This is a genomic window from Pseudobacillus sp. 179-B 2D1 NHS (genome assembly GCF_045370945.1).
Classification (GTDB): Bacteria; Bacillota; Bacilli; order Bacillales; family Domibacillaceae; genus Pseudobacillus.
In genome coordinates this window covers 1-18,547 of sequence record NZ_JBIQDP010000022.1, presented here as the reverse complement: position 1 = coordinate 18,547, position 18,547 = coordinate 1, and the positions used below count along the sequence as shown (strand labels likewise).

General features: G+C 41.2%; 21 protein-coding genes and 1 pseudogene. 6 read left to right on the top strand and 16 right to left on the bottom strand.

Going from position 1 to position 18,547, the window contains the following annotated elements; all coding sequences use genetic code 11:
* Positions 1-132 precede the first annotated feature (132 nt).
* Positions 133-462: a YuzD family protein gene (locus tag ACH0BF_RS18800; protein ID WP_340852694.1), complete on the bottom strand. Its 330-nt coding sequence runs from the start codon at positions 460-462 to the stop codon at positions 133-135.
* Between the two features lie 90 nt (positions 463-552).
* Here ACH0BF_RS18800 and ACH0BF_RS18795 point away from each other — a divergent pair.
* Positions 553-850 (top strand): annotated as a pseudogene (locus ACH0BF_RS18795) (NifU family protein).
* Positions 851-986: 136 nt separating this feature from the next.
* On the opposite strand, the gene ACH0BF_RS18790 reads toward ACH0BF_RS18795, so the two are convergent.
* Together ACH0BF_RS18790 and yutH are read right to left on the bottom strand one after the other, a co-directional pair.
* Positions 987-1,973 carry a 2-hydroxyacid dehydrogenase gene (locus ACH0BF_RS18790; RefSeq protein WP_120034218.1) on the bottom strand — a complete coding sequence of 329 codons (987 nt, stop codon included), beginning with the start codon at positions 1,971-1,973 and terminating at the stop codon, positions 987-989.
* 81 nt (positions 1,974-2,054) lie between these two features.
* On the bottom strand, positions 2,055-3,056 hold the full coding sequence (gene yutH, locus ACH0BF_RS18785) for a spore coat putative kinase YutH (protein WP_340852693.1): 1,002 nt from the start codon (positions 3,054-3,056) through the stop codon (positions 2,055-2,057).
* A 169-nt stretch (positions 3,057-3,225) separates the two neighbouring features.
* On the opposite strand from yutH, the gene ACH0BF_RS18780 reads away from it, so the two are divergent.
* Positions 3,226-3,732, top strand: a complete 507-nt coding sequence (locus tag ACH0BF_RS18780) for a phosphatidylglycerophosphatase A family protein (protein ID WP_120034222.1) — start codon at positions 3,226-3,228, stop codon at positions 3,730-3,732.
* Positions 3,733-3,838: 106 nt separating this feature from the next.
* Here ACH0BF_RS18780 and ACH0BF_RS18775 read toward each other — a convergent pair whose 3' ends face one another.
* On the bottom strand, positions 3,839-4,606 hold the full coding sequence (locus ACH0BF_RS18775; RefSeq protein WP_406910010.1) for a TIGR01457 family HAD-type hydrolase: 768 nt from the start codon (positions 4,604-4,606) through the stop codon (positions 3,839-3,841).
* Between the two features lie 49 nt (positions 4,607-4,655).
* Positions 4,656-5,093: a type VII toxin-antitoxin system HepT family RNase toxin gene (hepT, locus tag ACH0BF_RS18770; RefSeq protein ID WP_406910009.1), complete on the bottom strand. Its 438-nt coding sequence runs from the start codon at positions 5,091-5,093 to the stop codon at positions 4,656-4,658.
* A 128-nt stretch (positions 5,094-5,221) separates the two neighbouring features.
* Here hepT and ACH0BF_RS18765 point away from each other — a divergent pair, with 128 nt between their 5' ends.
* Both ACH0BF_RS18765 and ACH0BF_RS18760 read left to right on the top strand, forming a co-directional pair.
* Entirely contained in the window at positions 5,222-5,488 is a 267-nt protein-coding gene (locus tag ACH0BF_RS18765; protein ID WP_406910008.1) for a DUF3055 domain-containing protein, read from the top strand.
* 161 nt (positions 5,489-5,649) lie between these two features.
* A complete protein-coding gene (locus tag ACH0BF_RS18760) occupies positions 5,650-5,901 on the top strand; it encodes a hypothetical protein (protein WP_406910022.1) in 252 nt (83 codons plus the stop codon).
* Positions 5,902-5,926: 25 nt separating this feature from the next.
* Here ACH0BF_RS18760 and ACH0BF_RS18755 read toward each other — a convergent pair whose 3' ends face one another.
* The gene (locus ACH0BF_RS18755) at positions 5,927-6,202 is read right to left on the bottom strand and encodes a YutD family protein (protein ID WP_120034232.1); all 276 of its coding nucleotides are present in this window, start codon (positions 6,200-6,202) and stop codon (positions 5,927-5,929) included.
* A 106-nt stretch (positions 6,203-6,308) separates the two neighbouring features.
* On the opposite strand from ACH0BF_RS18755, the gene ACH0BF_RS18750 reads away from it, so the two are divergent.
* Entirely contained in the window at positions 6,309-7,187 is an 879-nt protein-coding gene (locus ACH0BF_RS18750; protein WP_120034234.1) for a YhcN/YlaJ family sporulation lipoprotein, read from the top strand.
* 138 nt (positions 7,188-7,325) lie between these two features.
* On the opposite strand, the gene lipA is transcribed toward ACH0BF_RS18750, so the two are convergent.
* On the bottom strand, positions 7,326-8,243 hold the full coding sequence (gene lipA / locus ACH0BF_RS18745; protein ID WP_120037891.1) for a lipoyl synthase: 918 nt from the start codon (positions 8,241-8,243) through the stop codon (positions 7,326-7,328).
* Between the two features lie 200 nt (positions 8,244-8,443).
* Here lipA and ACH0BF_RS18740 point away from each other — a divergent pair, with 200 nt between their 5' ends.
* On the top strand, positions 8,444-9,406 hold the full coding sequence (locus ACH0BF_RS18740) for a M23 family metallopeptidase (RefSeq protein ID WP_406910021.1): 963 nt from the start codon (positions 8,444-8,446) through the stop codon (positions 9,404-9,406).
* Positions 9,407-9,491: 85 nt separating this feature from the next.
* On the opposite strand, the gene yunB is transcribed toward ACH0BF_RS18740, so the two are convergent.
* From yunB to ACH0BF_RS18695, 9 genes are all read right to left on the bottom strand, one after another.
* Positions 9,492-10,247 (bottom strand): sporulation protein YunB, encoded by a 756-nt coding sequence (gene yunB / locus ACH0BF_RS18735; RefSeq protein ID WP_340852683.1) that lies wholly within the window; start codon positions 10,245-10,247, stop codon positions 9,492-9,494.
* Between the two features lie 60 nt (positions 10,248-10,307).
* Positions 10,308-11,693 (bottom strand): bifunctional metallophosphatase/5'-nucleotidase, encoded by a 1,386-nt coding sequence (locus tag ACH0BF_RS18730; RefSeq protein ID WP_406910007.1) that lies wholly within the window; start codon positions 11,691-11,693, stop codon positions 10,308-10,310.
* A gap of 18 nt (positions 11,694-11,711) precedes the next feature.
* The gene (locus tag ACH0BF_RS18725; RefSeq protein WP_340852678.1) at positions 11,712-12,533 is read right to left on the bottom strand and encodes a sulfite exporter TauE/SafE family protein; all 822 of its coding nucleotides are present in this window, start codon (positions 12,531-12,533) and stop codon (positions 11,712-11,714) included.
* A 12-nt stretch (positions 12,534-12,545) separates the two neighbouring features.
* Positions 12,546-13,391 carry a DUF72 domain-containing protein gene (locus tag ACH0BF_RS18720; RefSeq protein ID WP_340856347.1) on the bottom strand — a complete coding sequence of 282 codons (846 nt, stop codon included), beginning with the start codon at positions 13,389-13,391 and terminating at the stop codon, positions 12,546-12,548.
* A gap of 482 nt (positions 13,392-13,873) precedes the next feature.
* A complete protein-coding gene (locus tag ACH0BF_RS18715) occupies positions 13,874-14,608 on the bottom strand; it encodes an ABC transporter permease (protein WP_120034242.1) in 735 nt (244 codons plus the stop codon).
* Positions 14,609-15,304 carry an ABC transporter permease gene (locus tag ACH0BF_RS18710; RefSeq protein WP_340852677.1) on the bottom strand — a complete coding sequence of 232 codons (696 nt, stop codon included), beginning with the start codon at positions 15,302-15,304 and terminating at the stop codon, positions 14,609-14,611.
* On the bottom strand, positions 15,301-16,194 hold the full coding sequence (locus tag ACH0BF_RS18705; RefSeq protein ID WP_340852676.1) for an ABC transporter ATP-binding protein: 894 nt from the start codon (positions 16,192-16,194) through the stop codon (positions 15,301-15,303). The genes ACH0BF_RS18710 and ACH0BF_RS18705 overlap by 4 nt, the downstream gene beginning before the upstream one ends.
* 105 nt (positions 16,195-16,299) lie before the next feature.
* The gene (locus ACH0BF_RS18700) at positions 16,300-17,580 is read right to left on the bottom strand and encodes an ATP-binding protein (RefSeq protein WP_406910006.1); all 1,281 of its coding nucleotides are present in this window, start codon (positions 17,578-17,580) and stop codon (positions 16,300-16,302) included.
* On the bottom strand, positions 17,577-18,251 hold the full coding sequence (locus ACH0BF_RS18695; RefSeq protein ID WP_120034250.1) for a response regulator transcription factor: 675 nt from the start codon (positions 18,249-18,251) through the stop codon (positions 17,577-17,579). Before ACH0BF_RS18695 ends, ACH0BF_RS18700 begins: the two co-directional genes overlap by 4 nt.
* Positions 18,252-18,547 lie beyond the last annotated feature (296 nt).

Below are 18,547 nucleotides of genomic sequence, written 5' to 3'. Positions count from 1 at the left end.
TCTACAACAATACTACTTGCAAAAATCGTGCCAACTTTAAAAAGGCAACAATACTCCTATTATTAGAAATAAACAGTCTTTTAATAAGTCATATCTGACTTATATAAGTCAGATATGACTTATATCTTCTTTTTAACCATTTCTTGCTTTGTACCCGTGCTTTTCCATTTCATGATAGATCGTTTTTAATTTGGGATTTCCTTCTCCTACGATGATGTCTTCTAATAGAACAACCGGATAAAACATGTCTTCTTCTCTCACTCTTTCCGCAAATGCTTTTTTCTTTTCATCATCCGGCGGCGATTGAATATCCACATAGCTGATCGTAAATGGCTGATTTGGATATTTTCTCGAAAGTGCTGCTTCAAGCCACTCATATGTTTCTTTCGAAGAGGGCAGATTGACACAGCTCGGACAAAGCTGATCTGTTCCATAAATAGTAATTTCTACTTTCTTCTCCATAATCCCTTCCTCTCCTTTTTTTACTTTCAATTTAGCTTAAAGTGTACATCTACAAAATAAAACCTCTCTTTAGTAAATATTTATCAATCAATGGATTTTTCTCATTATAATCATTATAATAAAAGAGAGAATGAGAAAGGAGTGGATCATAGTGGATGAACAACAAATGGAAATGCAAGTACGAGAAGTATTAGATAAATTACGCCCATTTTTGCTTCGCGATGGCGGCGACTGTGAACTAGTAGATGTAGAGGATGGCATTGTGAAACTTCGCCTTCTTGGTGCATGTGGATCATGCCCAAGCTCCACCATCACTCTTAAAGCAGGGATTGAGCGTGCCCTTCTAGAAGAGGTTCCAGGTGTCGTTGAAGTAGAGCAAGTATTTTAATAGCACGCAATACATGATTTCAAATTGAGCACTTCTTCATTATAAAAAAGCAGAGACCCCTTTTGGAGTCTCTGCTTTTTATGTATTGGTCAGAAAAAAAGCAGTTCACACATTTAACTCTCCAGGACAGCTAGCCTTATTTTCTTGAACCTAAAAAGTCTTTATTGACGAGTGTTTTTGGCGCCCTATCGGCAAAGATGGCGTCCAGATTATCACAGCATGTTTCCATCATGGCGATTCGAGTTTCTCTTGTAGCGCTGCCAATATGAGGCAAGGCGACCACATTCTTTAATTTCAAAAGAGGATGATCAGCATTGATCGGCTCTTTATTAAATACATCTAACCCAGCTGCAGCAATGTCTCCTGCTTGCAGCGCCTCATATAACGCCTCCTCATTAACGATCGGTCCGCGGCTGGCGTTAATAAAAATAGCGTCTTTCTTCATTTTTTGGAACTGTTCACGCTGGAACATGCCCCTTGTTTCTTTCGTCAAAGGAGCCAGGCAAACGACAAAATCTGCTTCTGCAAGCAACTCATCGAATGAGCAATAACGAGCACCAAGCATTTCTTCCGCTACTTCGTGGCGCTGCCGGTTATGATAAATAATCTCCATATCAAACCCTGCTGCCCGTTTGGCGACAACCGTTCCAATCTTCCCCATGCCAACAATGCCAATCGTTTTATGATGAACGTCTGTCCCTGCTAGAAGCAAGGGAGACCAGCTTTTCCATTCGCCTTCCTTTATAAACTCAGCCGCTTCGATCATACGACGAGCGGTTGCCAAAAGCAAAGCAAACGCCAAATCGGCTGTGGTATCCGTTAACACATCAGGTGTATTGCAAATAGCTACGTCATGCCGGCTCGCAGATTCAAGATCAATGTTGTCGTAGCCGACAGCCATATTGGCAACTACTTTCAAATTTTCCCCTGCCGAGAACATTTCTTCATCCAGCTGGTCTGAGATAACAGTTAAAAGGGCATCCACTTTTTTTACTTTTTCCAGTAAAACCTCGCGTGGCACTTGTACATCCTCTTTTGGCCACATATCCACTTCGTAATTCTCTTTTAGTCTTGATACAATTTCTTCTGGAAGCTTTCGGGTTACATATACGAGCGGCTTCAAATCTCCACCTGCTTTCTCCTTTATATTTACTTTTTCATTTTAGCATAATTCGGAAAAATGCTCTGTCTTATATCAAAAAGATTACTGAAGCCAGGTGATGGCTGGAATATTTAACTGATTGGCAGACAATCCTGCTCGATTATAAAAGGAAGCTAAAAATTGTTCATACTCGTGTGAACTTGCTACATACCTTTTTAGTCTTTCCTCATTTTCTTTTTTTACGTGCCAAGACCCCTTGGCAAAGTAACTTTCCGCGCATTCAAAGTAATGAACAGGAAATAACAGTCGGGCATAAATAAGGCGCCAAGTAAAAGCTGTAATGGGTCTAACCTGCTGATATTGCCCAATAAAGTCAACGAAACGGGTGCGATAAAATAAAGATCCCTGCCAATATTCAGAACGAACCCATTCTGCTATATCACGAGCCGGGTGGTCAAACACCCAGTTAAACGGTTGATGAACGGCAGGTTCTCTCATCCATATTTGTTCGCTAAATGCTGTATGGCAAATCGTTCCTGAATCCCACTGTTGAGGAGATTCGTCTATTTCCGTATCGACTGTGTATTGTATAGCATTTTCCGTTATTCCCATGTAGTAAGGAAAAGACTGAACAATAAGCTGAGCAAAGGGATCATCCTGTTCTTTTACTAATTGGCTGATAGATTTCTCCAGTCGTTCTAAACGCTGTTCCCACCCCTCTCTCCATTTCCCCAATTCGCTCGCCGAATGAACCTGAAAGGAGAGCAATTGTCCTCTTAAATGAAAATGTGCCAGCCTCCTCCCAGTGAAAGCTCTTATCGAAGCGGGCTTTTCACTTACTAAAACGACAAACTCCCGCTGTTCTTCTGTAATTAAAAAACGGCCATTGCGATCACGTAAAAATATAGCTGTGCGCCTATCTCCTTGCCGAAGCATATGTTGAGACATTTGATGAAGTTCATATAAATATTGTTGTTCCTTCCCAGTCACATCAATAATATGATAAAGTAATCCATTACTTTCATAACACATCGTTTCTGCTGGGAAGGAGGCCCTTTCCGCCTCTATATTAAAGTGTTTAATCAATAATTGTTTCCCATCCATTTGCCTTCCTCCTCTTCTCTGCTCATTTTTATTGAATAGTCCGCACAGCTTAGGGGTATATAGGTACAGAGTACTTTTTTTATAAAAAAAGGAGTTTTGCTTCTTAACCTGGAATTCCTATTACAAGGAAAACTTTCATTATTAACATATTAGAGAAAAAGGTGATTGTATGACTCTCGAAGACAAATCAGTAATGAGCATGTCCGAAAAAACAGCGCGCCGCTGGCTCGGTGAAAGAGGAGTAACAGTGGATGATATTGCCGATCTGGTCATGTTTTTACAAAAGAAATATCATCCTGATCTGGAAATAGAAGAGTGTAAAGAAAACATAGAGAAAGTCTTGCAAAAGCGTGAAGTCCAAAATGCCATTTTAACCGGCATCCAACTTGATATGCTGGCGGAACAGGGCCAACTTGATGAACCGCTGCAATCCATTATTGCCAGCGATGAAAGCCTGTACGGCGTTGATGAAATTCTCGCACTCGCCATTGTGAACGTCTACGGCTCAATCGGTTTTACCAACTATGGGTATATTGATAAAGTAAAACCAGGCATTTTAGAGCATTTAAATGATAAATCGACCGGCAAGGTCCACACATTTCTTGACGATATTGTTGGTGCCATTGCCGCAGCTGCTTCTAGCCGTCTGGCTCATAAAGCAGCCAACGCCGAATAGAATAATAAAGCATCCGGTTGAGCTTAAAGCTCAACCGGATGCTTTTTCATGGTGTTGCATTAGTAGCCAACTTGTTTCATTTACTGCTCCAAATATGCTGTGACTCTTATATTTCCCACTCATCTAAGTTGTTTCTTGTATAGCGTGGCTGCTGTTCTATGTGAACAAGGTGTTCCTTTTTCGTCACTCCTGTATGAACGAGCAGGGTATCAATCCCTGCATGGATTCCTGCCAAAATATCGGTTTGATAATTATCACCAACCATAAGTGTTTCTTCTTTTTTCGTACCAAGAACCTGAAGGGCTTGCTCCATAATAATGGCCTCAGGCTTTCCAACAAAAGTCGGGGCTGTTCCCGTAGAAACAGCAATGACGGATGTGAGGGAGCCATTTCCAGGCAGCAATCCGCGTTCAGTAGGAATAGCCGCATCGCTGTTTGTCGAAATAAATCCGGCTCCGTTCCTCACAGCAAGGCAAGCGGTCGCCAGCTTCTCATAGGTAATGCTGCGATCAATCCCGCAGACAACAAAATCTGGCCGCTCGTGTTCAACCAGTGTAAATCCTTTTTCACAAAGAGCTGAACGAAGCCCTTCTTCTCCAATCATATACACAGCGGCTTGCGGTTTTTGCTCAAACATATAATTAGCCGTCGCTGTAGATGCTGTAAATACTTGTTCTGGTGTTGCGGAAATGCGAAAGCTATTCAGCTTTTCTGCCACCTGTGCTGGCGTACGCGATGAATTGTTCGTCACAAACAAATAAGGAATCCGCTTCTCTTTCAGCCGGTCAATAAAGGAGCTCGCTTCCTTTATCTCTTCTACTCCTCGATACATCGTTCCATCCAAATCAATCAAATACCCTTTATATGTTTTCATTGCTCCTCCTTATGTACAAAAAACGCTTTCAGAATGAAAGCGCTGCTTGTTACGGTTTAAATGCTGAAACTGGGCCTAACTCATTTGTTAAATATTGTCTTACTTGTTCTGAAAATTGCTGAAGGGCAGAAATGTGATCATTGAACACATTTTCCACTTCCTGATGATCAACAGCTGTATATTGCTGAACGAGCATTTTTCTTAAAGCAACGACGGCTTTTAAAGAAACGGCCGCTTTTTTTTCAATGACTTGCTCGTCCTCTAGAATATCAATAATATCCTCGTAACTGCCGGGATCTCTCATAATAAAACCATCGATCATCGTATTGCCAACATCTAACATCGATTCAATAACCGTGTGAGCAATTCTCTCAAGAGCAGCCTGTTCGATTGCTGTCTTCCACTGGGATTGTTCAGCAAATGCAGATAGCTTGGCTTCCATAAATGTAAGTGTTTCTTCAATCTTTCCACGATCCACAAAATACATCGCGGGCACCTCTTCTCTATACTTTCTCTAATTTCTCCTTTATTTTATCATGAATCCATGAACAAAACACATCTTCATCCTAGAAGAATCATGGTACAATCGAAACAAATAGACAGGAGTGACGCTTTATGCCAGAAAGATTTTTTCTTTATGATGAAACTGAATCAACTAAAACACGCTACATCAGTTTTATGGGAGAACACCAACGCTTTGATCTCGCTTTAATCCGAACAGACCGTTATTTTGGCAAACGCCTCGTGTTGGATATCCAGGGCAGCCGCTTTGCCATTATCGGGCAAGATGATTTAGAGGAACCGGGTTATCTTGAACATGCATTCAACTTGACAGAAGAAGAAGCGGCTGAACTCCGAGACTTCTTATGTGAAGTCATTTAGAGCATAGACAAGCGTTGACCGGGCATGCTAGCAGTAAGCGCAAGCACTTCAGTTAGCTTCAGAGTGCTTGAAGCGGTTCATCACCAAAGCAGCCGGAGGTAATGACTGTGTTCTTTAAAGATAACGAAGAAGAATATACCGACTTTTCTAATGTGGAAAAAATGCGTAACTTTTTAACTGTTGAGCAAACGCCCGAAGGTCCCTATGGAGCGCCGCGTGGCAAGTATGAGCCTGTAGAAAATAAATCCACCCCGTGGGAGGAAGGCCAACAATATTATACACCGACCACTTATGAAAACAGGTCTCTTCATCAAGGGATGCCACGCCGATTTCCGGGAGCTCATGACACCCATGATGACAAAGAGAAGAGCCAGGAAAGAGAATATCAGGATATTCCCCCTAATAACACATAAAAAAATCGAGCCTCTGTGCTCGATTTTATTTTTGAATTTTTTTAACGACGAAATAGGCACAGCCAAAATTACAATATTCATATAAGTACTCTTTCAGTGTACTGATTTTTGAATCAAATGCGGCTTTTTGGTTATCATCTTCATAGAAGCCCTTTAATCGAAGCTGTCCGTATCCCCAATCCCCTACGATGTAATCATACTTCGTTAGAATGTCGCTGTAACGCTCTTTAAATACCTCTTCATTGAATCCATTGCTCCGCTCATCAATGACTTCATAACAATGATTTTGGATACAAATCATCTCTCCTCAGTCCTTTCCTTCTCCCTTCATTATAGCCCATCAGCCATTAATTACTAAGAAAAAAATGAACAAAAAGGGGCAATCTACGTGTTGAGGGGGTGTTAACATGAAAAAACCATTGTTAACTGTGGGATTTTCCAGTTTATTGATGCTAGCTGCTTGTAATGCAAATGATGGAAACAATCTTGCCGGCGTAGACAACAATCGAGACGGCAATCGGATAAACGTCGCTGATCGATATGATCGGGATCGCTACGATATGTATAATGGGGATCTTGGAAATGGAAGAGATGGCAGAATTGGCGGATATAACAAAGATGAACGCTCAGATAGAGGCGGCCTAATGACAAACAATCGCCAAGATGGCTTTGGCTATGTCCGTCATCAAAAAGGAACCGTTCAGGGACAAACAGTTTCTTATCGAAATATGCATGTTCTTGACCGGGAACGGGCAGCGGATACGATTGGCAGATTAAGCCTTGACCTGCCTAAAGTGAACGACGCCTCCGTACTCGTAACAGATCAGGAAGTTTTGGTCGCTTATGATACAAATGCGAAAGAAGATAAAGACCGCAGAGAAGTGGCAGAGCAAGTAAAGAGAACAGCATTAAGTGTCGTACCGCGTTGGTACCATGTATATCTTACTGACGATACTGACCTACGCCGTGATATCGAAAACATTGCACAAACAAATGGTGGAATGGCTGTAGCGCGTGATTCTGTCGGTCGTACAGTTAAATTGATGAAGCAAAGATCACCTCAAGGCTACCAAAAAACAGAAAAAAACAACAATCAAAACACTCAGATGAACCAAAATAACGGAATGAACGGAACAGGCGGTACAAACAGAAATCCACAAAACACGGGCACGCCACAAACAACAGGCACACCAGGAACAAACTGGACAACTGGTCCGGATGATCAAGATGGGGCATTAGATCATACACCTGGCAGAGCTAACCCTTTTACCAACGGGGGAAGCTAACTACACCGTTTATCACAACTAAAAACACCCGGTTTCTCTTTTTTGCATCGTCCTTCGATACTTATAAGAGACCGGGTGCTTCCTTTTTTATGCTACTCTTTGACAGCAGACGCTGAACAAAGCCTCTACCATTTCGGTTTATGCTTCAAGTGTTTCTTTTTCGCCAAGTTCTTGCTTCGCTTTGGCTGCTGAGTTTACCTGTTCATCCGCATGATACGAAGAGCGAACAAGTGGACCAGCTTCACAATGGCTGAAGCCTTTTTTCATGGCAATCTCACGGAGCTCCGCAAATTCATCTGGGTGGTAATATTTCTGGACTTTTAAATGCTTCTTAGAAGGCTGCAGGTATTGCCCCAGCGTAACGATATCTACGTTGTTTGCTCGAAGATCGTCCATCGCTTCCATGATTTCTTCTTTTGTCTCTCCAAGGCCAAGCATAATGCTGGATTTCGTTGGAATATCAGGCTGCATTTCTTTGGCTCTTCGCAAAAATTCAAGCGAACGCTCATATGTAGCACGCGCACGCACTCTCGGTGTCAAGCGCTTTACTGTCTCAATATTATGGTTGAGAATATCTGGACGTGCATCCATGAGCATTTTCAAATTTTCTTCTATTCCTCCCATATCAGAAGGAAGCACCTCAATAGAAGTAAATGGATTTTTGCGGCGGATCGCCCGTACAGTTTCTGCAAACACAGCTGCCCCACCATCTTTTAAATCATCGCGGGCAACCGCAGTGACTACTACGTGTTTTAAATTCATCAATTCAACAGAGTCCGCAACCCGTTCCGGTTCTGCCCAATCCAATTCAGTCGGTAAGCCTGTTTTCACGGCACAGAAGCGGCAGGCGCGCGTACACACATCACCAAGAATCATGAAAGTAGCGGTTCGACGTACTGCCCAGCATTCATGAATATTGGGGCATTTTGCTTCTTCACACACCGTATGAAGGTTTTTCTCCCGCATCATTTTTTTCAGGCCTGTATAGTTTTCATTTGTATTCAATTTTATTTTTAACCAATCCGGTTTGCGTAAATGTTCTTCTTTCTTGCTCATTCCTTCATCTCCCATCATTCTGCTTTGAACAATAGCTTCTTTCCTGAAGAAAAACAATCCTGTAGCCACTGTATCATAGTCCATATTCTAACACAATTCTTGTCCTTTTCATGTTTTTCAGACACTTTTCTGTATGAAACAATCATAATTTCACAAAATAAAGAAAGAACGCTAAAAGGGAGAGAATTTCATTGCAAAAATTGATTTGGCTTTTATTTATTACTTTCATTTTAACTGCGTTTCCTGCCGAAGCAGCTGATAATAAAAAAGACGAGCAGATGTATCAAAAACGGATGGAATTGTTTAAAAAAATGGAAGCAGCTACTGCTATTCCATGGTATTATTTTGCCGGCATGGACCAATACGAAAGAAATTTACGATTTGTCCGCAAAGATTTGCCTGAACCGGGCACCATCTCTATTCATATACCCGAGAGTAAATGGGCTGGTCCACTAAACCCTAATCAAAAGGATAAGAATCCCGGCACTATTGCAGTTTTTCAAGGACTAGGTGTAGACGGAGATGGCGATCAGAAAGCCGATCGCCTAAATGGCGAGGATGTACTTGCTGCAATTGGGCGTTATCTCCTTACCTATGGAACGGATCACGATAATATCAAAATTGCTCTCTGGCGCTATTATGGACGTGACAAAGCAGTTAGCATCATCATCGGCAACGCTAAAATGTATAAAGAGTTTGGAAAGCTTGATCTGCAAGAAAAGGCCTTTCCTCTTCCCCGCCGTTTTAATTACACTTTTAAGAATACATGGGGAGACGCACGCGGCTGGGGAGGGCGCCGCATTCATGAAGGAACAGACATTTTTGCCGATTATGGTGTCCCTGTCCGTTCTACTTCTTACGGAATTGTTGAAATGAAAGGGTGGAACCGTTACGGAGGCTGGCGGGTCGGCATTCGGGACATCAACAATACGTATCATTACTACGCACATTTAAATGGCTTTGCTAAAGACTTAACACTGGGTAAAATCGTTAAACCCGGCACCGTGATCGGCGGAGTGGGAAGCACCGGATATGGGCCTCCTGGTACCTCAGGAAAATTCCCCCCACATCTTCATTATGGAATGTATAAGGACAATGGACGTACGGAATGGTCCTTTGATCCTTATCCTCACTTGAGGCAATGGGAAAGAGCCGGCTCCTGATGAAGGAGCCGGTTTTAAGATCGCCTTGACTGATCACTTTCTACACGTAGGAGAGAAAAATATCTCTTTCTTACAGCTCAGCAGTTTATTTCTTCTTTGAAGGCAATTCAATAGAAGGAGACATTCCGCCGCCGCCATTATAGAAATCCGGTACCTCACCAGGGACAATTCCCATAGCGACCGGTATATCCTGTACAACTGTTGTCATCTCAGTAGCGAATGGAACAATAATTTGTACATTTACCTCTACTTCAATAAACACTTCTACATATGCATTGTTAATGCCATATGGCTTTACATTCGATTTGACATTTGATGTTACCTCACCGATAGCATGAAAGCGAATGGGGATTTTAGGTCCCAAGTTGCCAAGCAGAACATTGTTTGTCACTTGACCAAGAGGAACATAGTAGACAATCCCATCGGTGCGATTTGTTTGATCAGTTTCAATTTCCACATCAGATAAAATCTCCAGCGCTTGCAAATTGCCCCGCTCTGCCTCCTTTAAATTTAGTTGAACGAGGTTGGTTGTTTCAGCCATCACCCTGTTAATAATTTTCGCATTTAGCTTTGTCATCGAAGGGTTTTTCGGATCGCTTTCAATAATGTCATTAATGTCCATTACACTGGCGACCTTTTTGTTAATTGCTTTATTAATGACCATAGCAGCAATTTTTTTTGTTTCTGCATGAGCATAACCAATTAAAGTTGGTTTTACATTTTTATTGATGATCCACAAACTTGCAGCTGTTGAAAAAGTAAATAAAACAAGTGTAATTAAGAATACATAGCGAAGAGGGAGCGGCCCTCTTTTCGATCTCCACCTTTTTTGTGCAGCCAAAAAAATCCCTCCTTCTTAGCTAATCTATGCTAAAAAAAGGAAGGATCATGCAACAAAGTTTCATTCCTTGCCGTGAAAACCGTAGTGGAGCAATTTCCATTCCATGACGTCCCGCAGAAACTCTGGCATAAAATGTTTTTTATTCGGTGACCGGTACAGTTCAGGGAAAAATTGTCCGTAGGCAAACATATCCAATGTGGCGATCTTATATTGCTTACTATCCACGATGTCTTCCTGATTAATCTTAAAGCTGTAGCGCTCCATATCCACGCTTAAGTGATCATATACAAACCGTCCCATTACTTTTCCTCTAAAGCCCAGTCCCTTGATCGGCAGATGAGGCCATTTCTCATCCGTTGTCTGCTTGAGTACTTCCTTTAACTCTGCTCCTGAAATTTCAATAACACAAGGATTAATCGGATGGGGGAGCATTCGGTGAATATCATATTTCGTGACGGTACCAGCCTGGAGGCCACCAAGAAAAAGACCAGCATTTAACAATGCTCCGTCTGCCTTGCACCATTCCCTAAGCGCCTCACAAAGCAGCTGGGGAAGCTCTGATGGAGCAAACCAATCACTCGTTAACGGAGCCGGTAAAGAGATAACCGGTTGACTGAGCGCTCTCTTCCCCTCTTGTTCATACCCCTCTATCTCCTGCTGTTCATTGATTGGTGCCGGCAATTCTTCTGCTGTGCTATATACACGTGCTTTCTTTTCGAGAATTTGCTTTTTTTCCATGTCTACTTGAAGCATAACGTGCCCCACATAATAACCAAATCGACCAGCTGCGGCAAGCAGTGTGTTCTCCAGCATTTTGCCTTCATGAAGCAAATGATGAGTATGAGCTCCAAGCACCACATCCACTTCTGGAAGATTATGAGCAATTTTTTCATCTTCATAAATACCTAAATGAGAAAGGATGACAATAATATCCGCTTTCTTGCTCAGTTCAAGCACTTGTTGCTTCAATTCAGGAATAGGCTGGGTCAACTTCCAGCCAAGCTGTTCATATGCTCCTGAGAAGAAGGCAGTGGCTCCGGTAAGCCCCAAGGTCATCCCATTAGACAGATGAAGAACATCAAAAGGCTGCGCCCATTGAGGCCGTTCACCGTTATCATCATAAAGATTAGCGAGCACGACTGGAAAGCGGGCTTCCTCATATAAAATATCGAGCCCTTCTTTTGGCAAGGTAATTCCCTCGTTGTTCCCAATCGTTACAGCGTCATATCCCGCTTCGTTCAACAGCTCGATATTTCTTTTCCCGAGCGATCCCTCTGTCATCGGGTGTGACCGGTCAACATGATCGCCAATATCGAAGATAAGGACACTTTCCCCTGCCTCTTCATGCCATTTTCTCCGTTCCTGCAAAAAGCGGCGGATTCGCGGCCAATTCTCAAAATGGCTATGAAGATCATTCGTGTGATAAATGTGAATCGTTTCCTTCAAACTCTCACCTCCGCCTCGTTATGCGATCCCTTCATAGATTAAGCGAATACCCGTGATAATTAAAATAATCCGCAGAACCATTACTAGAGCATTGGATTGCATTCTCGTATTTAGAAACGCCCCCAGTTTGGCTCCAATCCAGGCACCAGGTACAATCAATGCAGCATACAGCCAAATTACATTACCCAATACTACATGTGTAATGGAGCTAACCATCGCCGATAAGAAAATCATAAACATCGAGGTTGCCACCGCTACATGCGGAGGAAACGCGAACAATAGGATCATTGCCGGTACCATTAATGCGCCTCCGCCGATCCCAAAAATCCCTGAACAAAAGCCAACAAAAAAAGCAATAAAGATAGCGGTAAGCGGTTGAAAGCGATATGTATAAACCTTGCCGCTTCTTTCAGTGAATTCACGGGTAATCCCACCTCTCAACTTGGCGGGAAGCGGCTTTATCTTAGAGCGAAAGAGTAAAATGATCGCCATGATAATCATAAAGGCACCAAAATAAATGTAAAAAGAATGGGTGCTTAACGCTTTGTTGACAAAGGCACCGACAATTCCGCCAGGTCCGCTTCCAATAAAAAAAAGCAGGCCGCTTTTATAATCAACCGTTTTATATTTCATGTAAGCAAGAGTTGAAGACAATCCTGTAAAGATCATGACGACAAGCGATATTCCGACCGCCTGCTGCGGAGAAATCTGAGAGAACCATGCAGTCGACGCGCTAAAAAAAAGAAGGGATGGAACGATAATTATGCCTCCTCCAATCCCCGCAAGTGCCCCAAGTGAACCGGCTGCAAAACCAATGGCCAGAAGAATAATCCACTCCATTTGGAGCCCTCCTTAAAATAGATCAAGCTGGCGTGAGGCCAGATTCTCATACGTTAAGCCAGCTAGCTGAATAAACTGCTTAGCATTATCAGCGGCATCTCCGCCGGAATTGTTATTAAAAAGCATGTAGACCTGTTTACTTTGCTTTTGAAGTTCTTTTGTAAAACCCACCCACTGATGTAATTCCTCTTCATTATAGCGGTATAAATAACGCACGTCGCGCCAATTTTTATTTCCTTGCTTTTGCCACCCCTGTTTATTCCGACCGTGCAAACGCACAAGTGTTTTTTCCGCATCAGTCGCACGCAAAACAAGCGGCACCGATCCTTCTCCCGCCTGCGGTTCATCACAAACGGTATGAATCCACTTTTCATTCTTTAAAAAAGTAATTGTCTTTTCTAGAAAATCCGGCGAATACCACGATTGGTGACGAAACTCAACGGCGAGGGGCAAATCTCCCATTAATTCCTTACAGTAACGTAAGTACTCCACGTTCTTACGCTGACAATCAAACCACGGCGGGAACTGGAACAACACCATCGCGAGCTTTCCCGCTTGTTTCATCGGCGCAAGCGACTCGATAAACGCCTTAAACATCTCTTCCTTTGATTCAAATGGAATCTCTCCCCGCTCGTGCCCTGTCATGCCTTGGTAAGCTTTGACGACAAATTGAAAACTCTCCGGGGTTTCATCCACCCATTTTTGCATATTGCGCAGCGGCTGTACTGCGTAAAAACTGGCATCCACTTCAACAGTTGGAAAGTGAGCGCCATATTCCTTCAGCTTATCCCGGGAAGCAATGCCGCTTTTATAAAGCGTGTCATGGTCCCCCCAGCCGGTTACACCTACATATAACATCGACATCCACCTCTCTCTTATTTTAGCATATCATCATTGTTCTTTACTTATTATCCACTTATAACTGAAAACTAACATAACCGCTATTCCTTTAAAGAACCAATCTTTTCTCAATCCTCTTTCTCTATGTCAACTTGTTTTTGGACCATAGAAAAAAGCAGCTCTTGAGCTGCCTCTTCAGACGAAAAATTAACCGATTGAACCTTCCATTTTGAATGTAACTAATCTGAATAAAACAATCAAATAGAATCCACTAAAAATATCGACAGATCCAACACTTTACAAAATCACCTTACGAATGAACAAGATATTAACATAAACTATTTAGGCATACATGAGGAATCAAAGCTGTCGCTACTATCGGATAGCTTCTAATCATGGAAATCAATGTAGAGATTATCATTGTCTAAAATATTAAACTTATAGGTTATATGCTGACTCTTCATAAAAAAGTGAGAAGGAAATTAACTTTCTCCTCCCCTTTAAATCGCTTTATGCTTAAAGCTCATCAAACCTAATAATAAAAACACGATAAAGCTACCGCCTGTTACAAGAAGCACTTGGCTTATCGGAACGAAGAAGAGCCCTGACATGCTGTCTTCCATATACATCATAAAGAATGGCTGTGACCATGGATAATAAGGACCAAAGCGTTCTGAATTGATGGCTAAAATACTTGGCAATGTAAAAATAACATTTAACGTAAAGGCTACGGCAAAACTTCGCCAATGCATAGCTGCCCAAAGTTGTAATGCGATCATCGGAAATGTAGCCAACCAGCCACCTAAAATGAACTTTATAATTACGACGAACGGAAAGCTTTCCTCAAATCCATTCATAGTACCTGCAATATACACCACCACACCATAAATTAGTTGAATCACTAAGACTAGCATAGCGTTTAAAACAAATTTGGCCAAATAAATTTGCGAACGTGTCACAGGTAATGCTACGAGCTGTTTCCAGCCACCTGCTTGATGCTCGTAGCGACAAATGATACCTGCTAACACGCCTGTGATTAAGGGCAAAAATAATAAAGCATATGGCAAGTTCATAAATAAAAATAAGCCATGCCATGGATTTATGCCTTTCATCTGCTCTGTCATAGGGTTCGCAGCGCCTATAAATAATGTGAGAAGCGGACCGATAACAAGTAGCGCGTAAATGTTATTGCGTTTTAGCTTATACCATTCCGCTTGTAATAATGAGAAAAACATTTACTTCGCATCCTTTCGATAGAAGTCATACATGCCCATAAGAAAAACAACCACTCCCACACTAATGCCTAATCCTACGTTCCAAGTTGGGTTCAATAAGTTAATCCATTTCCAAGGCATCCAATCAGGTAATGAGAAAGCAGAATAGGTCAGTAAAAATTGCACAATTCCTGTAGTAATCGCAACTGATTGGGACTTACTAACAACAGAAATCCATAATTGCACTGCAACAATCGGCAAAACGGCTAACACAGGCAATATACTTTGCCTAGCTATTGCTTCATATGGAATAGCTTGATCAAAATTTAAAACCATGCCATAGATAAGTGTGAAAATCATTAATAGTACGGAAGCTAGTATGAGGTAACTCAATACCACAAAGAACTTGGCAGCATATAACTTTTTTTTGGATAATGGCAAGGCCAATTGTTGCTTCCAGGCATTGGTTTCCTCTTCAACTCCGGCAATTTGCACCGCTAATATGACGCTGCCAAGTACGATAGCAAGAGGGATGAACCCTTGAACATTCATTAAGTAATAACCCCAATGGTCCTGGTTTTGTTCCATTAACCATTCTTTGCGCACACCGTAATTCACCATTTGCAAAGCCACAACACCAAATCCGCCAAGAAATGATAGAATTAAAAACCCTTTGCGTTTTATCTTGGCAAACTCTGCTTGCATTAACGTCATCATGCTAAAGATGCCTCCTCTATCATGCGAAGGAAAATGTCCTCTAATGAGCGCTGCTCTTCTTCTATACGGTAAATAGCAATATTTTGTTCGATTAGTTTTTGAACAGCCCATGCCACCTCATCATCAGCGAAGGACTCACAGTATAACCATTTTCCTTCTACTTCTCCGCCCACAGCTTGCTGCGCTTTTTGTACATCGCTTACACGCATACGTAAACGACGCTTTGCTAAAGTGCGCATCGTTTGAATATCATCTTGATAAATGATTTTTCCTTTAGCAATCACACCAATAGTCGTGGCTATTTGGTCGATCTCTGAAAGCAAGTGACTCGAAATAATAATCGTTTTCCCTTCCTTTGCCAAGTCTTTAATAAGCGTACGCATTTCAATAATGCCTTCTGGATCTAATCCATTTGTAGGCTCATCTAAAATTAATAACTTGGGTTCATGCAATAAAGCTTGGGCAATCCCTAAACGTTGTTTCATACCAAGCGAAAAACCTTTTACCTTTTTATCTGCTACATGACTTAATCGCACCATCTCCAATACATGAGCAATGCGTTCTTCAGGTACTTGTAGAACCTTACGTAAAACCTCCAAATTTTCTTTTGCTGTTAAATGGGGGTAGTATGATGGATTTTCAACTAATGAACCAACCTGTTGTAAAATTTTCTTTCGATGCTTTTTTAGATCTTGGTTAAAAATTTGAATTTCGCCAGCTGTTGGTTTCATTAAGCCTAACAACATGCGTATAGTCGTTGATTTCCCTGCTCCATTCGGACCTAGAAATCCATAAATTTCGCCTTCTTTAATTTTTAAATCAACGTTTGAAACAGCTGTATGTTTATCAAATTTCTTAGTTAAGTTTTTTGTTTTAACGATGTAAGTCATCTCATTCACCTCACTTTTAACTTTAAGCGCTGGAGTTTAAAGCAAAGGTTAAGTTTGTTTAAAATTCGTTTAAAAAAGCGTAGCCGAGTATCTCGGCTACGCTTTTTAATCTTTTGGGTATAATTGAACAGTCGTACCGTAAGCCGTACTATCAATAACCAAGGATAAGTTCATTTTCTCAGCCATTAACTCAACGATGGAAAGCCCAATTCCGGCTCCTTTCGTATGAGCATGATCCACAAAGCCTTGCCCTTTATCTCTAACCATAATTTGATTATTCTGCACCACAACTCGAATAAACTTGCCTTCATTTGCGTGGCGCAGCACATTTTGTAATAAATTATCCAATATACGTTCAAGCCATAATTTATCAATATGCCATGACAGCTCTTCAACTTCTAATTCCACCTCAAAACCTTGTTCTTCAAACAACGGATACCACGATGCGATACTTTGATTCACAAGGCGGTCGATGCGCGTGTCTTTAGCATGATAGCGCATCTTATTAGCTGTGAGTAATGAATAAGACATTAAGTTCTCGATTAAGTGACTCATCATGCTAATAGAATGATCTAAATGCTGTGCCTGATCAGCGGATACATTTTGTAATTGTGCACGCATTTTGGTCAGTGGTGTTTTTAAGTCATGTGATAAATTTGCAATCAATTCTCGACGTAATTGCTCTTCTTCCAGCTCTCGCTTTTTAGCTTCTCGAAGTTCGTCAACCATATTGTTAAAGGCTTGTTCAACAGCTCCGATTTCGTCTTTTTTCTTCACTTCTGTGCGAATGGGCAAACCATCCATCTCACGAATTGTCATAGCCTCTTCTAAGTTGACTAAACGCTTTAAAATACGCATAAAAAACAACAACGAAATACCTAAAAAAGCAAACATTAATAAGAAGGCGATGTATAAAAAACCGGATTCCATTTTAGCAGGCTCTAATGTGTCACGCTCAATTTGTAAAACTAAAAATCCATTTTCATCCTTGTTACCTACGAAACGGATAACAGTGAAAGTTGGGCTGCCATAATGCGATTGGATAAAGCGTGTAGTCGTTACCGTGTCCCAGTGTTCAGGTATTTTCGAAGCGGCATGAACGTACCATTTTTTCACAAGCTTGCCATTAGAATTCACATAAAAAAAGCTAGCTTGAGAGTATTGGGTATGCCAATCTTGAACAATTCCATCCACATCATCTGTAGTAGCCTCATATACATCTTCAGTCCATCTTTCTTCAATCTCTTCTATAGTAGGCACTTTTGAGACTAAACGTTCGAAGTTTATACCAACCATGTACAATATCACAACAAGCTGCAAAAAACCTAAAGCTATAAGAATTAAAACAATGTATTTTGTAAGCAATGAATGCCAAACCTTTTTCATGCTCTCACCCGATAACCAATGCCCCTTACGGTTTCAATAATTTGAGGTTGTGATGGATCTTGCTCAATCTTTTCACGTAAATAACGAATATGAACCATTAGCGTTTTATCGCCATCGATGTAAGTCTCTTGCCATACTGCTTCATACAGCTGTTCCTTTGTTAAAATTTGATTAAGATGCGTAATAAAATAGCGCAGTAAACCATATTGTGTCTGTGTCAATAATATCTCTGCACCCGACTCTCTATTATGTACAGTAAAATCTTTAGTGCGAATTTCAATATGTTTTAATCGAATCGTTTCGTCCGTTTTATTAAAACGGCGTAGTAAAACTTGTATACGCGCAATAATTTCTTCTGCCTGGAAAGGCTTTGTCACATAATCATCTGCTATACTCAAGCCTTCTAGCTTATCATCTAACATCGAACGCGCTGAAAGCATTAAAATTGGAATTCCTTCATATTCACGCTTTAATTTTCGTGCAATTGAAAAACCGTCCAACCCTGGTAGCATAATATCTAATATCGCGACGTCTGGCACAAATTTATCTTTACTTTCCTCATATGTTTCAAAAGAACGATAAGCGTGTACATTGAAGCCCGCTTGTATCAGCGCTTGTTTTAGCCAATCTGCAATTTCAACCTCATCTTCAATATATAAAACGTGTATCATCTCACTACTCCTTTTGATATATACAATAGCATAACACCTGAATTCCACAAATTGTGAATCATATCATTACTAAATGCTCTGCGAATACACTACTGAATAAGATGCTTACTACATAATCGATAAAAAAGCACCTGATTGATTCAAGCAAGCTAAGCTGAATGACTTGTGACACAAAAGAAGGAGAGGACAAAAAACCCCCGCCACAACGTTGTGGACTGCCCCCATAAAGTGAGACAAATAAAAAACACCTTTAAGTTGAAAACGAGTATGGGATACTCGAAAATAACTTGGAGGTG